The organism is Kribbella deserti (assembly GCF_042434725.1).
GTDB classification, from domain to species: domain Bacteria; phylum Actinomycetota; class Actinomycetes; order Propionibacteriales; family Kribbellaceae; genus Kribbella; species Kribbella deserti.
This window is the reverse complement of sequence record NZ_JBHLTC010000005.1, coordinates 234,181-254,183: the sequence shown is the minus strand read 5'-3', so window position 1 is coordinate 254,183 and position 20,003 is coordinate 234,181. Positions and strand designations below refer to the sequence as shown.

At 69.7% G+C, this 20,003-nt stretch carries 12 protein-coding genes; 5 read left to right on the top strand and 7 right to left on the bottom strand.

What is annotated here, in order from left to right; translation table 11 throughout:
• Positions 1-14: 14 nt before the first annotated feature.
• The 5 genes from ACFFGN_RS05140 to ACFFGN_RS05120 are packed head-to-tail and all read right to left on the bottom strand — an operon-like array spanning position 15 to position 6,069.
• Complete coding sequence (locus ACFFGN_RS05140; RefSeq protein ID WP_380044134.1) at positions 15-1,208, bottom strand: cytochrome P450 family protein; 1,194 nt, start codon at positions 1,206-1,208, stop codon at positions 15-17.
• 43 nt (positions 1,209-1,251) lie between these two features.
• Positions 1,252-2,766 (bottom strand): ABC transporter ATP-binding protein, encoded by a 1,515-nt coding sequence (locus tag ACFFGN_RS05135; protein ID WP_380044133.1) that lies wholly within the window; start codon positions 2,764-2,766, stop codon positions 1,252-1,254.
• On the bottom strand, positions 2,763-3,572 hold the full coding sequence (locus ACFFGN_RS05130; protein WP_380044132.1) for an ABC transporter permease subunit: 810 nt from the start codon (positions 3,570-3,572) through the stop codon (positions 2,763-2,765). Before ACFFGN_RS05130 ends, ACFFGN_RS05135 begins: the two co-directional genes overlap by 4 nt.
• Entirely contained in the window at positions 3,569-4,537 is a 969-nt protein-coding gene (locus ACFFGN_RS05125) for an ABC transporter permease (RefSeq protein ID WP_380044131.1), read from the bottom strand. Before ACFFGN_RS05125 ends, ACFFGN_RS05130 begins: the two co-directional genes overlap by 4 nt.
• Complete coding sequence (locus tag ACFFGN_RS05120; protein ID WP_380044130.1) at positions 4,534-6,069, bottom strand: ABC transporter substrate-binding protein; 1,536 nt, start codon at positions 6,067-6,069, stop codon at positions 4,534-4,536. Before ACFFGN_RS05120 ends, ACFFGN_RS05125 begins: the two co-directional genes overlap by 4 nt.
• Before the next feature lie 324 nt (positions 6,070-6,393).
• On the opposite strand from ACFFGN_RS05120, the gene ACFFGN_RS05115 reads away from it, so the two are divergent.
• The 4 genes from ACFFGN_RS05115 to ACFFGN_RS05100 are packed head-to-tail and all read left to right on the top strand — an operon-like array spanning position 6,394 to position 16,510.
• On the top strand, positions 6,394-7,089 hold the full coding sequence (locus ACFFGN_RS05115) for a thioesterase II family protein (RefSeq protein WP_380044129.1): 696 nt from the start codon (positions 6,394-6,396) through the stop codon (positions 7,087-7,089).
• A gap of 48 nt (positions 7,090-7,137) precedes the next feature.
• On the top strand, positions 7,138-14,394 hold the full coding sequence (locus tag ACFFGN_RS05110; protein ID WP_380044128.1) for a non-ribosomal peptide synthetase: 7,257 nt from the start codon (positions 7,138-7,140) through the stop codon (positions 14,392-14,394).
• Complete coding sequence (locus ACFFGN_RS05105; RefSeq protein ID WP_380044127.1) at positions 14,391-15,422, top strand: saccharopine dehydrogenase family protein; 1,032 nt, start codon at positions 14,391-14,393, stop codon at positions 15,420-15,422. Before ACFFGN_RS05110 ends, ACFFGN_RS05105 begins: the two co-directional genes overlap by 4 nt.
• On the top strand, positions 15,419-16,510 hold the full coding sequence (locus ACFFGN_RS05100; RefSeq protein ID WP_380044126.1) for a Gfo/Idh/MocA family oxidoreductase: 1,092 nt from the start codon (positions 15,419-15,421) through the stop codon (positions 16,508-16,510). Before ACFFGN_RS05105 ends, ACFFGN_RS05100 begins: the two co-directional genes overlap by 4 nt.
• Here ACFFGN_RS05100 and ACFFGN_RS05095 read toward each other — a convergent pair.
• Entirely contained in the window at positions 16,503-17,834 is a 1,332-nt protein-coding gene (locus tag ACFFGN_RS05095; protein ID WP_380044125.1) for a class I SAM-dependent methyltransferase, read from the bottom strand. The genes ACFFGN_RS05100 and ACFFGN_RS05095 overlap by 8 nt on opposite strands.
• A gap of 131 nt (positions 17,835-17,965) precedes the next feature.
• Here ACFFGN_RS05095 and ACFFGN_RS05090 point away from each other — a divergent pair, with 131 nt between their 5' ends.
• Positions 17,966-18,649, top strand: a complete 684-nt coding sequence (locus tag ACFFGN_RS05090) for a VOC family protein (RefSeq protein WP_380044197.1) — start codon at positions 17,966-17,968, stop codon at positions 18,647-18,649.
• On the opposite strand, the gene ACFFGN_RS05085 is transcribed toward ACFFGN_RS05090, so the two are convergent.
• Entirely contained in the window at positions 18,628-19,977 is a 1,350-nt protein-coding gene (locus ACFFGN_RS05085) for an FAD-binding oxidoreductase (protein ID WP_380044124.1), read from the bottom strand. The genes ACFFGN_RS05090 and ACFFGN_RS05085 overlap by 22 nt on opposite strands.
• Positions 19,978-20,003 lie beyond the last annotated feature (26 nt).

Sequence of the window (20,003 nt, the reverse complement as noted above, 5' to 3'; positions counted from 1 at the left end):
GTCGTCTCCGCGGGTCAAAGAAGTACGGGCAGGGTTTCGAGCGCGCGCATCGCCGTACTCGGGCGCCAGCGCAACTCGGTGACGTCGACGGCCAGCCGGATGCCGGGATAGCGGGCCAGCAGCCGGCCGATCGCGATCTCACCTTCCAGCCGGCCCAGCGGAGCACCCACACAGAAGTGAATGCCATGGCCGAAACCCAGGTGGTGTCCGTTGGCGGGCCGCCCGATATCGAGCCGTTCGGGCGCGTCGAAGCGGGTCGCGTCGCGGTTGGCGGCGAGCAGGGAGATCATCACGAACTCCCCGGCCGGGATCTGCACCCCGCCGATCTCGATAGCCTCAGTGGTATACCGCGGCGACGAGAGGTGATTCGGCGTCTCGTAGCGCAGGAACTCCTCGATCGCGTTGCGCAGCAGCGACGGATCAGCCTTCAGCCGGTCCAGTTCGCCCGGGTTCGCCAGCAGCGCGAGCACCCCATTGCCGATCAGGTTCACCGTCGTTTCGTAGCCGCCGATCAGCAGCACGAACGTCATCGCGATCAGCTCGGGCACGCTCAGGCTGTCCCCGTCGTCGGCCGCGTGGACCAGCGCCGACAGCAGATCGTCCGAGGCCCGCGCGCGTTTGGCCTCGATCAGTCCGTACAGGTACGCGCCCATCGCGGCCGAGGCCTCGCCGATCTCCTTCGGGCCGGCCGTCGACACCAGCGATCCCGACCATTGGCCGAAGCGGTCATGGTCCTCGACCGGAATTCCCAGCAGCTCGCAGATCACCGTGATCGGCAACGGATAGGCGTACGTCGCGAGCAGATCCGTGCCCGGTTCGCCCGATATGCCGTCGAGCAGTTCGTCGGCGATCTGCTCGATCCGGGGCCGGAGGCGCTCGACCACCCGGGGAGTGAACGCCTTGTTCACCAGTTTGCGCAGGCGGGTGTGGTCCGGTGGATCGGTGTTCAGCAGGTGCCTGGCCAGGTCGGGGGAGAAGCTGCTCGGCTCACCGGTGGCGGCCTCCCGCAGCTTCTCCAGCCGGTCGTATACACCGTTGCTGCTCAGACGTGGATCGGTGAGCAGGGCCCGGGCTTCGGCGTACCCGGTGACCAGCCAGGCAGGCATTCCGGTCGGCAGGATGACGTGCTGGACCGGGCCCGCTTCCTGCAACAGCTGATAGACCCGCAAGGGATCGTGAATGTAGTCGTCGGACAGTACGGTTGGCATGGCGGTGCCTTTCCATCAAGGGACTTCAGTCCGTCAAGGGACTTCAGGAATTTGCCAGCAGGTGCCGGACGCGTTGCTCGGGTGATTCCGAGGGCGGTAGCAGTTCTGCCGTTGGGCCGGTCCGGGTGACGCGCCCACCGGTCAGCACCAGCAGGCGGTCGGACACGGTGGCGGCCACTTCCGGGTCGTGCGTGATCAGCACGATGGCCAGGCCCAGTTCGGCTCGCAGTTCGGTCAGCATGCGCAGGACGTCGGACTGAGTGACGGTATCGAGCGCTGAGGTGATCTCGTCGCACACGATCACCTCCGGCCTGGCGGCCAGTGCGCGTGCGAGCGCGACTCGTTGCCGTTGGCCCCCGGACAGTTCGCCGGGTAGCCGGTCGGCCAGTTCGGCCGGCAGCCGGACCGCGTCCAGCAGCAGCTTCACCTCACCGGCGTACTCGCTCTGCGGTAGTGCCCGCAACCGGACCAAGGGTCGTTCGAGCGCCGTCCGCACGGTCTGCCGAGGATGCAGCGCCTCTGCCGGGTTCTGCCCGACAAGTTGTACGGCGGCACGCTGCGCCCGGCTCCGGCGATGGATGTCCCACGCAAGGCTCTCGCCCTGCAGCATGAGCGTTCCGGCGCTGGGCCGGTGGAGTCCCGCGAGGGTGCGGGCCAGAGTGCTCTTGCCCACGCCGGAGGCCCCGAGAACCGCGAGGCATTCGCCGGCCCGGACGTCCAGCCCGACGTCGGTCAGGACGGGCGCGTGCCGTCCGTAGGCCGCGACGATGCCCGCGGCACGGAGCACCGGTGGACCGGTGACCGTGGTCGAGGCCGTCGTGCAGGCGCTGGTCAGCAGGTGCTTCGCGGCGGAGGAGACCGGCCGGTCGAGAACGTCGGCGACAGGTCCGTCCTCGACCACCCGCCCGCCGTCCATCACGATCACCCGGTCCACCACGGACCGGACCGAACCGAGATCGTGGGTGATCCACAGCAGCGCGACGCCTTCAACCGATCGGCGGCGCAGTTCCGCGACCACCTCGGCCTTCGCGACCAGGTCGAGCGCGGTGGTGGGTTCGTCGAGGACAAGCAGGCGTGGATCGCGTGCCAGCGCGGCCGCCATCACCACGCGTTGCTGCTGGCCGCCCGACAGCTGATGCGGATATCGCGTGCCAAGATCGGGAAGGCCGACCCGATCGAGCAGTGCCGCGACCACCCCCGCGCGTTCTCGCCGGGCCACCCGGCGACCAGTTGCCTGTAGCAACGTCTTGCCGATCCGGGCGTACGGATTCAGCGAGGAGCCCGGGTCCTGGCCGACGTACCCGATCAGGCCGCCGCGTAGCCCGGGCGGTGGCACGGGCAGGGAGGCCAGTCCATCGACCACTACGGATCCGCCAGTGTGGGTGACGCCCTCGCGCAGGTGGCCGAGAATGGCCATCGCCAGGCTGGTTTTGCCGGAGCCGGATGCGCCCGTGATCGCGACGGCCTCACCGGCGGCAAGAGCGAAGGAAACCCGCTCGACGATCGGCCGTGCACCCGCCACCAGGGTGAGATCGGTTGCCTGTAGCAACGGGGTCATGCGAGCAGCCCTCGTGATCGGTGTGCCAGCCGGTCGGAGCTGAGGTTGGCGGCGACGGCAAGCAGGGCCACACCCGCGACCGGCATCAGCAGGGCCCACGGCTGCAGTGCCGCGCCTGGCAATGCCTCAACGATCAGCAGGCCCCAATCCGAGTCCGACGTACTCAAGCCGAGGAAGCCCGCTGCCGCGACCAGGTACACCGCGGCGACGAACCGTACGCCGAGATCGGCGAGCAGCGGCCCGGCGACGAGCGGCAGGATCTCCCGGCCGAGCAGCCAGGTCCAGCTTTCACCCCGGGCGATCGCGTTCTCCACGTGAGCGCGACCCGTCACCTGGGCCGCGGCCGCCCGGGCAACCCGCGCGGACAACGGCGCGCTCGTGATCGCCACGGCGAGGATCAGCCCGGTCCGGTTCGGCATCACGGTCAGGCACAGCAGCAACAACAAGATCGGCGGTACGGCGGCGATCGCGTCGAGCGGTCGCATCAGGACCGGTTCGAGCCAACGCCGTCCGGAACTGGCCAGTGCGGCTAGCAGGCCGGCGAGCGTGCCGGCCAACGTCCCACCCAGAGCGGCGGCAAGGCTCGTTACCAGCAAGGGCCGGCCGCCATGGAGCAGGCGTGACAACACGTCGCGGCCGAGGTGGTCCGTGCCGAGCAGCGCGTTCCCGGACGGCAGGGAGAACGGTGGTCCGACCGGATGTGTCGCGGTGTGCGGCGCGATCATCGGACCGACCAGGATCACTACCAGCACAACGGCGAACACCGTCCAGCCACCGGTAACCGCCCAACCGCGAAGGCGCTTCATGCGGCACCTCCCGTGCGCAGCCGCGGCGTCAACGCGATGATGGCGAGATCGGCCAGGACCAGCACGGTCAGAGTCGCCGCCCCGAGAATGAGGACGAGCGCCTGCACCACCGGCAGATCCCCGGTCTGTACCGACGTGACCAGTAGTTCACCGATACCCGGGTAGCCGAACACCTTCTCCACCAGCACCGCCCCTCCGACCATGCTCACCCCGGTCAACAGCCAGACCTGTACGGCGACCGGCAGAACCGAAGGCACGACGGCGGTCCGAATCACCTCGGCCTCCGAGCGCCCGCTCAATCGCAGGAACTCGATGTACGGCGCGCGCAAGGTGGTCGCCGCGGCCGCTCGGATGACCCGCGTCGCGTAGGCCAGACCGACAAGCAGCAGGCTCAGCACGGGCAGGACCAGCACCGACGGCCGGGCCAACGGGCTCGACCCTGCGGGGACCAGCGACACCGCGGGCAGCAACCTCAACGTCACGGCCAGCACCAGTACCAGGAATCCCGCCACCACGAACTCGGGCAGCGATACCAGCAGCAGCGAACCTGACGAGATGACCCGATCGGCCGTTCGGCCCCGGCGCCACGCGGCCAGTACGCCGAAACCGAGTGACAGCGGTACCAGGAACGCGATGGCCAGACCGGCGAGCAGCGCGGAGTTGCCGATCCGGCTGCTGAGCAAGGTGGTGACAGGCTGCCCGATCGAGGACGTGCCGAGATCGCCGTGCAGCACTCCGCCCAGCCACTCGCCGTATCGCGTCAGTACCGGGCGGTCGAGGCCGAGTTCGGCACGGATGGTCGCGATGCGTTCGGGGGTCGCGGTCGGGCCGAGCCGGCTGCTGACGGGATCGCCGGGCAGAAGTTCCACACCGACGAACACCAGGAACGACAGGCCCGCCAGCAGGCAGAGGCTGGTCACCAGCCGGCCCGCGACGTGCCGCAGGACCGGATGGGCCGTCGTCACGCCAGGCCGGCCTTGCCGAGGTACGGGTACTTCGCCTGTCCACGGACCTCGACCCCGGCGACGTTCTTGCGGGCGAGGCTGAGCGTGTCGGCCAATCCCCACACCACCGTGTTGCCGCGATCGGCCATCACCGTCTGGACCGAAACCCAGGCGCGCTGCCGTTGCTTCTCGTCGGTGGAGGCCAGGGCGGTCGACACGGCCGCGCGCAGTTGGTTGTCGGGCAGCCCGAGGGTCGGGTACGCCGCGAGCCGGGTGTACGCGACGAGCAGCGGGATCGCGCCGATCGAGAAGACGATGCCGTCGGTCTGGCCCAGAGCCTTCACGTCGAAGAACTCGGGCACACCGACGACGTCGGCCTTGACGGTCAGCCCGATGTCCTTGAGCTGTTCGGCCACCAGCTGGGTCGAGGCGTTGTAGCCGATCTCGTACTCGGCCGTGCGGAAGGTGACCGTGGCGCCCTCGATGCCGGCGGCCCGCACCAGCTTGCGAGCCTCGTCGACATTGCGGGCGAGCGGTTCACGCGCGTCGAAGTACTTGCTGCCGGCCCCGAACAGGTCGTTGCCGGGCCGCCCGTAACCGAGTAGCACGCTGTCCACCAGTGCCTGCCGGTCGATGCCGAGTCGGACGGCCTTTCGGGCCCGGGGGTCGCGGAACGGCGCCTTGGTGGCGTTGAGCACGAACCCGAAGCCGACCCGGCCAAGGTCGCCGGCCGTGCGGATCTCCAGGTCGTTGCTGTTGGCACCGGTCTTGGCGGAGGTATAGGGAATGTCCGCGGTGTAGTCGGACTGGCCCGTCAGTACGGCGTTCACCTTGGCCTGCGGATCGGTCAGGCTCGTCAGCACGATCTCATCGGCATACGCCGGGCCGTTCCAGTACTGCTCGAACTTCTTCAGCCGAGTCTCGCGCCCGGCCGCGAAGGCCTCAACGCGGTACGGGCCGGTGCCGATGGCCTTGGTGGCCGTCACGCCGCTCTTCACGATCTTGGCGGGAAACGCCGCCAGCAGCAGAGCGGGATCACCCACGGCCTGGCGGGTCGGCACCGACAGCGTCAGCTCGTCCACGACCTTGGCCGCGCTGAAGTCGAAGTAGGCGGAAAGCTCACTCGGGTAGGGCCGTTGCGGCGCGGACATGTACTGGAAGCTCGCCAGCACATCGCGCGCGGTGAACTTCGAGCCGTCGTGCCATACGACGCCTTCGCGCAGCTTCAGCAGGAACGATCGCCCATTCGCGGCGGGCACCGCCGATTCGGCCAATGCGGGCGCGAGCTCGTTGCCCCGGAAAGTGAAGAGCGAGTCGAAGACCACGTCATGGCGAACCAGGTCGACCGGGGAGCCGCCGGCGAACGGGTCGAGCGACTCGGTGGCGCCGCCGCCGGTGAACACGGCTCGCAACGTTCCGCCGGTACGAGGGGTGATGGCGGCGCCGGCGCGTACGGGTGCGGCGGCGGGCTCGGCGGAACTGCAACCGGTCAGCAGCACACCGGCGCCCGCGGACAGGCCGGCGGACAGCAGCAGCTCACGGCGGCTGAGCATGGGGAACCTCCAGGGCGGGGGAGAGGCAGATCAGCTGAACCTCTAGATGATAATGGTTTTCATAACCTATAGTGCTGCAGGCGGCCGGCGCCACCCGGTATCCGGCCTGTGAGCATCCCCATGGTTGCACGCCGTTCAACCAAAAGTTAGGTTAACCTAAGTCGATTGTGCCCGCAATGCAATGGCGCGGATTCCCGCCTGAGGAGCCGTTGCAGACGCGATGCCGTCGCGATTCACCCTGCCGAGGAGTCGCCCAAAATGCCGCCCGCCGCTGCCGTCACCGCCCGTTGGTTCCGATGTCGGGAGCCGCGTCCGTTCGCCCGGATGCGGCTCGTCTGCCTGCCTCATGCCGGTGGGTCCGCGAACTTTTTCGCCGACTGGTCCGCCGCCTTGCCGGCCGATATCGAGGTCAGCTCCGTGCAGTATCCAGGCCGGGCCGACCGGATCTCGGAGCCGTGTCTGGAGTCGATGGCGGTGCTGGCACCGGCGGTGGCCCGGGCACTGCGGCCGCTGGCCGACCGGCCGATCGCGTTGTTCGGCCACAGCATGGGGGCGGCGGTCGCGTACGAGGTGGCGCGGCAGCTCGCGAAGTGGGGAATCGAGCCGTGCCACCTGTTCGTCTCCGGGCGGCACGCGCCCGGCGAGGTGGTCGAGGGCGACGTGCATCAACGCGATGACGACGGCCTGGTGGCGGATCTGACCCGATTGGGCGGCACCGCGCCGGAGCTGTTCAGTTCGCCAGAGCTGCGGGCGTTTTTCCTGCCGGCCATCCGCTCCGATTACCGGTTGGCCGAGACCTACCGCTGGTCCGCGGGTCCGGAACCGGCCTGCCCGATGACCGTGCTGCTCGGCGATGCCGATCCGGAGGTCACGCCGGCTCAGGCCGAGCGCTGGAGCGCGCACGCCGCAGGGGAGTTGCGGATCGAGCGGTTCCGTGGGGATCACTTCTATCTCGTTTCCGAGCGGGACGCCGTGCTCGAACTCGTCGCGGACTCGTTGCGCGACGCCGCCGCGGCCTGACCGGATCAGACCGAACCGCCGGGCTGCCGTCCAGTCCGGTCAATCCAGATGAGGGTGGGGAACCAGTTGCCGTACGAACGTGAGGCCGTCGCGACCGCTGTCGCCGAACTACCGGCCCGGGTAGCCGCCGTACTCGAGGTCGATCCGGCATCGATCGGCGCCGGGGACAACCTGATCGAGCTGGGGCTGGACTCGATCGCGCTGATGCGGCTGGCCGGCGCGTGGCGCAAGGCGGGTCTCGACATCGCCTTCGCCGACCTGGCCGGTACGCCGACCCTGGCCGCCTGGCGTTCCTTGCTGGAGGCAACTTCACCCGCGCAGGCGGCCGAACCGTCGACCCCGGTGGACGAGTTCGAGCCGTTCGAGCTGGCTTTGATGCAGCACGCGTACTGGGTGGGTCGGGCGGAGGGCCAGCAGCTCGGTGGCGTCGCGGCGCACTTCTACGACGAATTCGACGGCAGGGACGTCGACCCGCGACGGCTGGAAAGCGCCGTACGGAAGGTGCTGAACCGGCACGGCATGTTGCGCGTTCAGGTGCTCGACGACGGCCGTCAGCGGATTCTGCCGGAAAGTCCTTGGCCCGGTCTGCGGGTCCACGACCTTCGCGAGACGAACGACGCCGAGGCGGCGTTGGACGAACTCCGCGCCAGCCTGTCCCATCGCACGCTCGACATCACCGCGGGCGAGGTCTTCGACGTTCAGTTGTCGCTGCTTCCGGCCGGGCGGACCCGAGTGCACGTCAACCTCGATATGGTCGCCGCCGACGCCCTCAGCCTGCGGGTACTGCTGGCCGATCTCGCGAAGTTCTACCAAGGCGAGGCGCTGCCCGCGATCGCCTACAGCTATCCGCAGTACCAAGCCGATCGCGGACCGGGCGAATCAGCTGCCGCGCGCGACTACTGGCAGGACCGGCTTGGCGATCTTCCGGCCGCGCCCCAGTTGCCGGTCCGAAACGACGTCAGTGCCGCCACCACGGTGTTGCGTCGGCATCGATGGCTGGATCCGGAGGGGCTGCGCCAGCTGGAGCGGTTGTCCCGCAAGCACGCGCTGACCCCGGCGATGTCGCTCGCGGCGGTCTTCGCGGAAACCCTGACCGGGTGGAGCGCGGAGCCCGACTTCATCCTGAACCTGCCACTGTTCGATCGCGAGCCAGTCCATGCCGAGGTAGGCCGGCTCGTCGGCGACTTCACCTCTTCGGTTCTGCTCGCGTGGCACGGCGCCACCCCGGGGACCTTCGCGGAACGGGCCTCCCGGCTGCAGGAACGCTTCCACGCGGACGCCGCCCACACGTCGTACTCCGGGGTCGAGGTGCTCCGCGACCTGAGCCGGGCCAAGGGCGAACGCGTGCTCGCGCCGGTCGTCTACACGAGCGCGCTCGGCCTGGGTGAGCTCTTCCCGCGCGAGGTGCGCGAGTGCTTCGGCGAGGCGTCCTGGATCATCTCACAAGGCCCGCAGGTCTGGCTCGACGCGCAGGTCACCGAGCTGAACGGTGGCCTGCTGGTCAACTGGGACGCTCGCGAGGACGCGTTCGCGCCGGGTGTGCTGGACGCGATGTTCGAGGCCTACAGCACCTTGCTCGATCGCCTGCTCTCCGGTGCCGAGGCCTGGGACGAGCCGGTTCCAGCCCTCCTGCCCGCGGCCCAGCTCGACGTACGGGCGAGCGCCAACGACACCGCCGTCCCTGAGGGGACCGATCGTCTGCACGACGGGTTCTTCCGGCAGGCCGTGGCCAATCCGGACGCGCCAGCACTGTTGTGGGGTGACGAGGGGCAGCTGACGTACGGCGAACTCGCCGCGCAAGCGCTCGCCGTAGCGGGCCATCTCGTTGCTGAGGGCATCGAACCCGGCGACCTCGTGGCGGTGAGCCTGCCGAAAGGGCCCGAACAGGCTGTCGCGGTGCTCGGCGTACTTGCGGCCGGGGCGGCGTACCTGCCGATCGGGGTGGATCAGCCGGCCCTGCGCAAGGAGCGGATCTGTACCGCGGCGGGCGTCCGGCTCGTGCTGGACAGTCTGGTCTCTGGTCAACCGCCGGCCGAGCCACGGGCCGGCTCCGAGCTGGCCTACGTCATCTACACGTCGGGTTCGACCGGCACGCCGAAGGGCGTCGAGCTGACGCACGCGGCGGCGATGAGCACGATCGCCGATCTCAACCAGCGGTTCGAACTCACGGCGAACGATCGCGCGCTGGCCGTTTCGGCGCTGGACTTCGACCTGTCGGTGTTCGATCTGTTCGGCCCGCTCTCGGTCGGTGCCGCGGTGGTCTTCCCGCGCGAGCACGAACGGCGCGACGCCACCGCGTGGGTCGACCTGATCACCCGCCATCGGGTCACCGTGCTGAACTGCGTGCCCGCCTTGCTCGACATGACGCTCACCGCCGCCGAAGGCGCGACGCTGCCGCTGCGGGTTGTACTGCTCGGCGGCGACTGGGTCACGACCGATCTGCCCGGCCGCCTTCGCCAGGTTTCGCCGTCGGCCCGGTTCGCCGGTCTCGGCGGTACGACGGAAACGGCGATCCACTCGACCGTGCTCGAAGTGGCGGACGTACCCGCGCACTGGACCTCCGTGCCGTACGGCGTGCCGCTGGCGAACGTGGTCTGCCGGGTGGTCGATCCGCTTGGCCGGGATTGTCCCGACTGGGTGCCAGGGGAGCTGTGGATCGGTGGCGCGGGTGTCGCGCGCGGCTATCGCGGGGACCCGGAGCGGACGGCCGACCGGTTCGTCACGGTTGACGGCACCCGTTGGTACCGCACCGGCGACCGGGCCCGGTATTGGGCCGACGGCACGCTGGAGTTCCTCGGCCGGGCCGATCACCAGGTGAAGGTTCGCGGTCATCGGATCGAGTTGGGCGAGATCGAGTCAGCGCTGACCGCGTTCCCGGCCGTTGACCAGGGCATCGCGGCGGCCCTTGGCCCGCGTACGTTGGGCGCCGCCGTGACCGGCCGGCCGGACCTGGCGCAGCTGAAGGCCTTCCTGGCCGAACGCCTGCCGAGCGCGATGATCCCGGACCGGATCGCCGTACTGCCGGCGCTGCCGTTGACGCCCAACGGAAAGATCGATCGCCCGGGTGTTCGGGCCGCCTTGCTGGCGCTGGACCTCGGCGATGACGCCGTGAGCCCACCGGAGGGCCCGGTCGAGACGGTTGTCGCGGCGGCGTGGTCGGAGTTGCTCGACATCGCCGGGGTGGGTCGCGAGCACGACTTCTTCGCGATCGGCGGCGACTCCCTGCTGGCCACTCGCCTGGTCGGCAAGCTGCGAGCCGCCGGGCTCGAGGGCGTCACGCTGTCGGCGTTGTTCGCGCATCCGGTGTTGGCCGACTTCGCCGCCACCTTGCACTTCGGCCAGGCCCGGACCGAGCGCGCGCTGGTCGCCGATCCGGATGCCCGGTTCGAGCCGTTCCCGCCCACCGAGGTGCAGCGGGCCTACTGGCTCGGCCGCGGCGAGGGATTCACCCTCGGCAACATCGGCTGCCACTTCTATCGCGAGTACGAGGTGACGGAGCTGGACATCGCCCGGCTCGAAGCGGCGGTCGATCAACTGGTACGACGGCACGACATGCTGCGCGCGGTCTTCGATGCCCAGGGCAACCAGCGGGTGCTGGCGGAGGTACCGCCGTTCAAGGTCGAGGTCATCGACACCACGGCGGAGGGCCTTCGCGAGGCGGCATCGCATCAGGTCTTCGATCCCGCGCAGTGGCCGTTGTTCTCGATCAAGGTGGCTGGGAACAGGCTCGCCGTCGGAATGGACAACCTGGTCCTGGACGCCTTGAGCATTCTGCGCTTCTACGCCGAACTCTCCAGCCTGTACGAGGGCGCTGCGCCGCTGGAGCCGGTCGGAATGACGTTCCGGGACTACGTCGTCGGCGCGCCACCCGAACCGGCCGCGCTCGAAGCCGCGCGCGCCTACTGGGCCGATCGGGTCGAAGACCTGCCGCCGGCGCCCCGGCTGCCGCTGCGGATCGACCCCGCCGAGGTGGTCACACCGCGCTTCACCCGTCGCGAGACCCGTCTCGACGCGCGTCGCTGGCAGACGATCACCGACCGGGCCAGGCACCACGGTTTGACCCCATCCGGGGTGTTGCTGGCCGCGTTCGCCGAAGTGCTCGGCCGCTGGAGTACGAACCGCGAGCTGACGCTCAACCTGACCCTGTTCGATCGCCGCGAGGTTCACGCGGACGTGAGCCGCGTGATGGGCGACTTCACCTCGTTGCTGCTGGTCGGGCATCGACCCGAGCCCGGCGAAGACTGGCTCGCCACTGCTCGCCGTACCCAGGGGGAGCTTTGGGCCGCACTTGATCATCGTGAGGTCTCGGCTGTGCAGGTGCAGCGCGATATCGGCCGTAAGACCGGCGACGCGGGTTTCACCATTCCGGTCGTGTTCACCTCCGCGCTGGGGGTGTCCGGTGGTGACCTGGCCGCACCGGGTGCGCCGTTCACCAACCAGGTCTGGGGTGTCTCGCAGACTCCGCAGGTGTGGCTGGACCACCAGGTGACCGAGGTCGACGGTGGTATCAGCCTGAACTGGGATGCCGTCGAGGAGTTGTTCCCCGCGGGCCTGCTCGACGACATGTTCGCGGCGTACGGCGAGTTGCTCGACTGGCTGGTCGAGACGGACTGGCACGGTGACGCGCCCGACCTGCTGCCCGACGCGCAGCGCGCTATCCGTGCCCAGGTCAACGCCACCGACGGCCCACGTCCCGAAGGGCTTCTGCACACGGGCTTCTTCGACCTCGCGAAGGCCACGCCGGACGCCACGGCGATCGTTTGGGACGACGGCGAGTTGTCGTACGGCGAGCTGGCGCGAAAGGCGCTCGCAGTGGCCGGAGGCTTGCTGGAGCAGGGGGTTCAGCCTGGCGAGCCCGTCGCGATCACCCTGCCCAAGGGTCCGGACCAGATCGTCGCCGTGCTGGGTGTCCTGGCCGCGGGCGGCACGTACGTCCCGATCGGCATCGATCAACCCGCCGTCCGGCAAGAGCGGATCCGCGACCTCGCGGGCGTGCGCGTCGTGCTCGACCAGCTGCCGACCGGTACGCCGCCGACCGCGCCCATCGAGGTCCACCCGGACCAGCTGGCGTACATCATCTTCACTTCGGGTTCGACCGGCGCGCCGAAGGGAGTGGAGATCAGCCATCGCGCCGCACTCAACACCGTTGCCGACATCAACGACCGGTATGGCGTAGGGCGGGGCGACCGGATTCTCGCGGTTTCGGCGCTGGACTTCGACCTCTCGGTGTACGACATCTTCGGGCCGCTCTCGGCCGGAGCGGGCATCGTCACGATCGAGGAGGACGGCCGTCGCGACGCGCGACGCTGGTTCGACCTCGTCAGCCGGCATCAGGTCACGCTCTGGAACACCGTGCCGGCGCTGCTCGACATGCTCCTGGTCGTCGCCACACCGGGTCCGGCGCTGCGTGTGGTCCTGGTCTCCGGCGACTGGGTGGGGCTGGATCTGCCCGGGCGGGCGCGGGCCCTCTGGCCGCACTGCCGGTTCATCGCGATGGGCGGCGCGACGGAGGCGTCGATCTGGTCGAACGCCTTCGAGGTGCACGAGGTCGATCCGGCCTGGCCGTCGATCCCGTACGGCTTCCCGCTACGCAACCAGGCTTTCCGGGTCGTCGGGCCCGATGGCCGGGACTGTCCGGACTGGGTCGCGGGCGAACTCTGGATCGGTGGCGCCGGCGTGGCCGAGGGATATCGCGGGTCTCCCGAGCAGACCGCGCGGCAGTTCGTTGCGCTAGGCAACGAGCGGTGGTATCGCACGGGTGACCTGGGTCGCTATTGGCCGGACGGAACCCTGGAGTTCCTCGGCCGGGCCGACCAGCAGGTCAAGCTCCGTGGCCATCGGATCGAGCTCGGCGAGATCGAGGCGGCGCTGATGGCGCACCCGGGCGTGGGAGCCGCGGTGACCACCGTGGTCGGAACCGGCTCGGCTCGCCGGTTGGCCGCGGCCGTCGTACCGGCTGTCGTCCCCGCGCTCCCTGCGGGCGGTGTCGAGGCCACCGGTGAGACCCAGGCCTTCCGCTCGAACGCGTTGGAGCACGAGTCCCGCGCGGTCGAGGCGTTTCTGGTTCGCTTGCTCGAACCGCAGTCCGGCACCTTCGCCGATTTCGCGGACCGCCTCGGCCTCGCGGACGAGTTCGACGGCGTACTGCGCCTGTGGCTGGACTGGCTCGTTGGCCGGAAGGTCCTCGGCACGACCGGCGGGACCTACACGGATGGTCCCGAATTGCCCGCCGCGCGGGACCGCGAGCCGACTGGCGCGACCGAAGGTTACGAAGGCCTGGTCGATCGGGCGCACCGGCGTCTGCTGGACCGCCTGGACGACTACCGTGCGATTCTCGCCGGCCGTCGGGACGTCGCGCTGCTGCTGGATGACGACATCCTCGCGCCGTCGAACCTCGCGGCGGCCGACGCCGGTGCCGCTCACGCCTTCGATCGGCTGACGGCTGGGCTGGACCGCTCGCTGACGATCGCCGAGCTGGACGGAGACGGCCGCACGACGGCGGCGCTCGTGAGCCAGGGGTACGACGTCACGCACGTGCAGGTAAACGGGCGGGTGCCGGCGGAGCGCCTGCACATGTTCGACGTGGCGATCGTGGCGAACTCGCTGCACCGCTACCGTGCGCCGGGTCAGGGGCCGGCTCTTGCGGCTCTGCTGGTCAAGCCCGGCGGGCGGTTGATCGGAATCGAACGAGTCGAACTGACCCCGATCGCGATGCTCACTGCCGCATTGCTCGACCGCCTGGACGCCTCGCCGATGCTGCCGGGCGCGGTATGGACCGATCGTCTCGCGGAGGCGGGCTGGATCGAGGCCAGGCATGAATCGATCGAGAAGTCGTTCCTGGTGATGCTGTCGGCAACCAAGCCGTCGGCTGCGGCAAGCCTGGACGGACTGGCCGAACACGTCGCGGCGCGAGTCCCGGCCCACATGGTGCCCGAAGCCTTTGAGGTGCTGCCGTGGCTGCCGCTCAGCGCGAACGGCAAGGTGGATCGATCGGCGATCGCCGCGCTGTGGACGGACCAGCCGATGGCCGAAGGCAGCAGCATCGACCAGCCGGTGGGCGAGCTCGAGGAGACCATCGCCGGGCTGTGGTGCGAGCTGCTGGGTGTTGCCGGCTTCGGACGGCAGCAGAGCTTCTTCGATCACGGTGGCGACAGCCTGCAGGCGACGCGGTTCATCGAGCTGGCCCGCCAGCGGCTCGGCGTCGAACTGCCGCTACGAGAGATGTTCACCGCGCGCACCCTCGCGGCCGTGGCCGCGGTCTTCGCGGATCTGCTGGGCGAGGACACCGAGGAAGGCGTGCTGTGATCGGCATTCTCGGTGGCTACGGCGAGGTCGGTCGTTCGGCCGCGTCGATCCTGGCCGGCCGCCAGATTCGGATCGGCGGGCGGGACGCCAGTCGCGGATTCGCGGTGGACGTGACGGACGAGCAATCCCTGGATCGCTTCATCGCGGGCTGCGAGCTGATCGTCAACTGCACCGGGCCGTCGCATCTGCTTTCCGCGACGGTCGCCAAGGCGGTCTTGCGCGCAGGTGTGGATCTTGTCGACGCCGGTGGGGACGAGACGCTGAGAACCTCGCTGGACGACGAGGCCAGGGTGGCCGGCCGCACGGTCATGCTCGCGGCCGGGGCCTTGCCGGGACTGTCGGGCATCGTGCCGCGATGGCTGGCGGCCGACCTCGGTGGACTCGACCACCTCACGGCGTACTTTGCTGTCGCTGACCGCTTCACCAAGGCGGCGGCGGAGGACTATCTGGACGGCGTGCTCGGCATGGGCAACGAACCGCTGGCGGCCTGGCGGGACGGCGGCGCAGTACCAGAGGCATTACATCGCCGGCACGACGTGATGCTGCCGTACCTCGCCACCCCGGTGTCAGCCTTTCCGTTCCTGGACGACGAATCCCGCCAGGTGGCGCGCGACCTGGATCTCAGCAGCGGCGCCTGGTACAGCGTGATCGAAGGTGAGCGCCTACTGGCCGCCCTCGATCGCGCGCGCGGTACCTCCCGCGCCGAGGCGGTCGAGGACGTGTGCCGCTCGGCCGCGCTCGACCTGGCGGGCAGGACCGGCCGGACGACGTTCGTGGTGCAGGGTCGTGGTGGTTCACGGACGCGGACGGCTGTCGTGCGTGGCCCGGGTATCTCCGTTCTCACCGGCGCGGTCGCGGGCCTGGCGGCCACGGCCGTGCTCGAGGGCAACGTTCTACCTGGGGCGTGGAGTGCCGCGACGGCGCTCGACCCGGTGGCCACGATCGACCGGCTTCGCGCGGTGGCGCGTTGCTCCGTACTGCCGGCCTCGATCGAGGACCTGACGGTGGTCGAGGAGGGCGTGCTGTGACCAGGCGCCTGCGGGTGGTCGTCTGCGGTACGACCTTCGGGCAGTTCTATCTGGCCGGTATTCAGGCACTTCCGCAGGAATACGAGCTGGCCGGAATCGTTGCCCGCGGCAGCGACCGTTCAACCGCCTGCGCCGAGCGCGTTGGGGTGCCGCTCTACCGCACACCCGCGGAGGTTCCGGCCGACGTGGATGTCGCGTGCGTCGTCGTGCGCTCCGGCGCGATGGGTGGCCCGGGCAGCGAGATCGCCCGCGAGTTCCTGGCGCGAGGCATCCACGTGCTGCAGGAGCAACCCGTGCACCAAGGCGATCTGGCCGACTGCTACCGGGCGGCCCGCGCGGGCGGTGCGACGTACCGGCTGGGCGATCTGTACGTGCACCTACCGGCTGTACGACGATTTGTCGCGGCGGCCCGCGTACTGCTGGCCGACCGGGCGGCGTCGTACGTGGACGCGGCCTGCTCGATGCAGGTGGCCTTTCCGCTGCTGCATATTCTCGGTGACGCCCTGGGCGTCCTGCGGCCTTGGCAGGTCATTGCGGTGGGCAACGAAGGACCGCTGTCGGTACTGCACGGCACGATCGGCGGAATTCCGCTCACCCTGCGGATCCAGAACGAGGTGGATCCGGACGATCCCGACAACCACATCCACCTGCTGCATCGCATCACCATCGGTACGGCGAGCGGCAGCCTCGGCCTCACCGACACCCATGGCCCGGTGGTGTGGAACCCGCGGCTGCACATCCCGGCGGCCGTGCGCGACCGATACGACTTCGCCGGTGAGGGTACGGGCCACCTGGGTACGGCGAGCTCGCTCGCGCTCGGTCCGGCGCAGCCGCCGAGCTACCGCGAATCGCTCTCGCGGCACTGGCCCGCCGCGATCGGCGCGGATCTGCTGGCGTTGCGCGCCGTCGTACTCGGGTTGCCTGGCGCGGACAGGCCCGAGCAGTACCACCTGACGTTGAGCCGGATGTGGCAGGACGTGACGAGTGCCCTCGGCTATCCCGCGTTGCGCCCTGGGCAGGACCACGAGCCGCTGCCGGTGGCGAGTCTGGCCGGAGCGGTCGCGGGTATCGCGGACGGGATCAGCTGACGTGCCTACGCGCAAGGAAGAGGCGCTGCCCCAACGGTGCCAGCGCATGATCCTCGGCCGGCAGCACGGCGACGACCTCGGCCCTGGCCCCGGCCAGCACGTCAAGCCACTGCTCACGGGTGAGGAACATCGCCTCGTCGGCGCTGTCCCGAACGTCGGTCGTCTCGGTCATCATGAAGGCCTGCGAGATGAGGATCTCGTAGTGCTCGCGGGTCGGCTCGGTGATGATCATCGCGCCGCCCGGCACCAGCAGACCGGTCAGCTCGCGCACGGTGTCGTTGGCGTTGCGCGCGTTGTTCAGCACTCCGGCGGCGATGATCAGATCGAAGCCGCCGGCCGCGACCGCCGGCTGCCCGGCAGCAGGCTGATCGATGTCGAACAGCCCGAACCGCAGCCACGGGTGCTGCCCGAGCCGTTCACGGGCGATGCCGAGGAAGAAGTTCGACACGTCGGTGAAGACGTACTCCGTGGGGGCGTTGCCGATGGCGGCGATGACCGCGTCGGTGGTGGCGCCCGTGCCGGCGCCGACCTCCAGGACGCGCAGCGGCCGGGGCAGAGCCTGTACGGCGGCGGCCACCGCGGTGTTCAGATAGCGTGCGGTGATCGTGTCTCGGTAGACCGCGTCGGCCAGGTCGGTGCGGCCTTCGGGAAAGAGGATCAGCGCGGCCTGTTGCTCGCCGGAGACCAGAGCCGGCAGCTGATCGGCGTTGGCGCGCAGGTAGTCCACGAACGCGGCCGATCCCAATCCACCGGACCACGCGGCGCGAGCCCGGTCCCAAGCGGCGGTCACTACCTGCGGATCGCTGGACCGGCCCGGGTTCTCCCGGAGGGCCTTGAGCCAGCGCTCGAGCACGATCCGGTGCCGTGGCGGCGCGTTCAGCGCGGACATGGCGGTGTCGATGTCGGTTGCGTCGGTGGTCAGCAGCATCGACCCGAGCACGGCGTCGTCGAGGGCGGTCAGGAACTCCCGAACGCGATCCGGATCGACCGGCCCGACAGCCGCCTCGGCCGCCGCGGACATCTGCTCGGCCAACGGTGTCTGCGCCACCGGCACATGCTCGATCGTCGCGCCGAACACCTCGGCCGCGCGGGCTTCGGCGCCGGGCGCGGGAACCGGCCCGTGATGGCTGATGTGCCGCAGCGCGGCCAGATCGGTGATCGGTGCGGCCGGTTCCTCGCACAGCTGCCACAACAGGCCCGACGGCAGGCTCAGCCGGGTCGCGCCCACCCGCTCCAGCAAGGCCAGCACGCGAGCTGGGCGCTCGTCGGCGGCAAGGCGGTGAAAGGTGCCGTCGCCGGCCTGCAGGGAAATCTCTGTGCGCACTGGGAAAGCTCCTGGAAATCGGCCGTCTTTGGTCACACCTTAAGCCGCCGGTCAGTTCGTGACAATGCTTTGCCCGCGCCGGGAAATGCTTATTCAGCGCGATTCCCGGAATTGAAGGAGAAGGTGCTGTGATGCTCCGATGCAGTCATATTCTTTGCAAAGTCGACGATATTCGGGCGGTGATCGCCGACTACACCGACCTGGGGTTCACGATGACCTGGGGCAGTCGGCCGGACAAGGCGCACAACGCCTTGCTCTGGTTCGGTGCGGGGCCGTTCGTCGAGTTCTTCGAACTGCCTTCGCGGGCTTCGGCCCTGCGCTGGCCGGTGGGGCTGGCCTTCGGCGCGCCCGCGGGCCGGCGTATCGCCGACTGGGCCCGGCCAGGTGAGGGCTGGCGGGATGTCGCACTGGAGACCGACGCTCTCGATCTACGCGCGGAACACGCCGAGCTGAAGGCGTTGATGCCGGTCTCCCGGGTGCTGAAAGGCCGTCGAACCCGGCCGGACGGCCAGGTCGTGCGCTACCAGTTCCTGGCCCCGGATCCGGTCGGCCTGCCGTTTGTGGTCTCGTCGTACGACCCGCCGCAACGCCCGGCCGTGATCACCCACCCGAACGGCGCCACCGGTATCGCGAAGGTGCACATGACCGTCGCGCCCGCCGACCGCGCGGCGTACGACGCGTTGATCGCGGACGATCCCTGGCTGGTACCGCAACCGGGCGAGCGCACCGGCGTGACCGGGGTCGAGTTGGCCGGCACGACCGCGCTACTCGACCCGGCCAAGCTGCACGGCGCTCAGCTGATCGGCGCGTCGTGAAGTGGTACGCCGAACCGGAACAGGTTGTCCGGATCCCACTCGCGCTTGATCGCGACCAGACGGTCGTAGTTGCGGCCGTAGGCGGCTCGCGTCCACTCGGCCTCCGGGTCGGGCAGCAGATTCACATACGGCCCGAGGGTGACGGCCTGGAGATCGCGCCAGCCCTTACGGGCGGTCTCGACGTGCACCGGGTTGGCGGCCGCGCCGTACCACTGAGCGCAGATCTCGATGAACCACTGCGCCTCGCGATGGGCGAAGGCGGTTTCGCCGGCAGGCGCCCGGTTGATCGCGCCACCGAGCGCGCCGAAGACAACGGAGTAGTTCGGGCCGGAAGCCTGCCAGTGCGCGAGAATTCCGTCGAGCACGTCGTCGGTGAGCGCCGGCAACAGTTCGCCCCGGTTGTACACGTGCTGCTCGGCGAAATCCGGCGGGGACTGCAGCAGCCGCTGGTACTCGACGTACGTCATCGGGCTGATTCCGTCGCAGACCGGCGCCGGATCCACGCGCAGCGGCGCGAGCACCTCATCGGCCCGGGCGGGATCGCCGAACCAGGTCGGAATGAGCAGTGCGCCGCGCTCGTACTGCAGTGCGGGCGGAATGAACGGCAGCGGCGGCGCGGTCCAGGCGATCGCGATCAGCGAGGCCTCGTCCGGTGCGGTGGCGAGCCAGTCACGCGCTTTGCGCAGCGCGGCCGGTACGGCTTCGCGCGGGTGCACCAGGGCGCCGGCGACAACGCCGCGGACCGGGTTCAGCCGGAAACCGAACGACGTCACCACACCGAGGCCCACGCCACCACCACCGCGCAGCGCCCAGAACAGCTCGGGCGACTCGTCGGCGCTGACACGGATCACCCGGCCGTCGGCGGTGACCACCTCGGCGTACACCAGGTTGTCGCTGGTCAGCCCGAACTGGCGGGACAGGTCGCCAACACCCCCGCCAAGCGTGTGCCCGGCGATGCCGACACCGGTGTTGCGAGCCCCAGGCAGTGCCAGCCCGTACGGCGCGGTGCCGGCGTCGAACTCGCCCCAGGTCAGCCCGGGCCCGCCCTCGGCGATCCGGGTCGTGGGATCGACCCGCAGGTGCTTGATCGGGCCCACGTCCAAGACCAGACCGCCATCGCAGGTGGCCCAGCCGGCCACGTTCGCACCGCCACCGCGGACCGCCACGCCGAGATCGTGCTCGCGGGCGTAGCTCAGCGCGGCGAGCACGTCGGCGGTGGACGCGCAGCGGGCCACCACGGCCGGGCGGCGGTCCACCCGGGCGTTGCGAACCCGCCGGGCGGCGTCGTAGCCGGCCTCACCGGGAAATACCGCGCCAGGTACGGGCATGTCTTTTCCTCTCGTCGGCCAACGCC

Excerpts from the sequence above, each read along its gene's own strand:
- ACFFGN_RS05140 (WP_380044134.1), bottom strand. The coding sequence starts at position 1,208 with ATGCCAACCGTACTGTCCGACGACTACATTCACGATCCCTTGCGGGTC.
- ACFFGN_RS05135 (WP_380044133.1), bottom strand. The coding sequence starts at position 2,766 with ATGACCCCGTTGCTACAGGCAACCGATCTCACCCTGGTGGCGGGTGCA.
- ACFFGN_RS05130 (WP_380044132.1), bottom strand. The coding sequence starts at position 3,572 with ATGAAGCGCCTTCGCGGTTGGGCGGTTACCGGTGGCTGGACGGTGTTC.
- ACFFGN_RS05120 (WP_380044130.1), bottom strand. The coding sequence starts at position 6,069 with ATGCTCAGCCGCCGTGAGCTGCTGCTGTCCGCCGGCCTGTCCGCGGGC.
- ACFFGN_RS05115 (WP_380044129.1), top strand. The coding sequence starts at position 6,394 with ATGCGGCTCGTCTGCCTGCCTCATGCCGGTGGGTCCGCGAACTTTTTC.
- ACFFGN_RS05110 (WP_380044128.1), top strand. The coding sequence starts at position 7,138 with ATGAGGGTGGGGAACCAGTTGCCGTACGAACGTGAGGCCGTCGCGACC.
- ACFFGN_RS05090 (WP_380044197.1), top strand. The coding sequence starts at position 17,966 with ATGCTCCGATGCAGTCATATTCTTTGCAAAGTCGACGATATTCGGGCG.
- ACFFGN_RS05085 (WP_380044124.1), bottom strand. The coding sequence starts at position 19,977 with ATGCCCGTACCTGGCGCGGTATTTCCCGGTGAGGCCGGCTACGACGCC.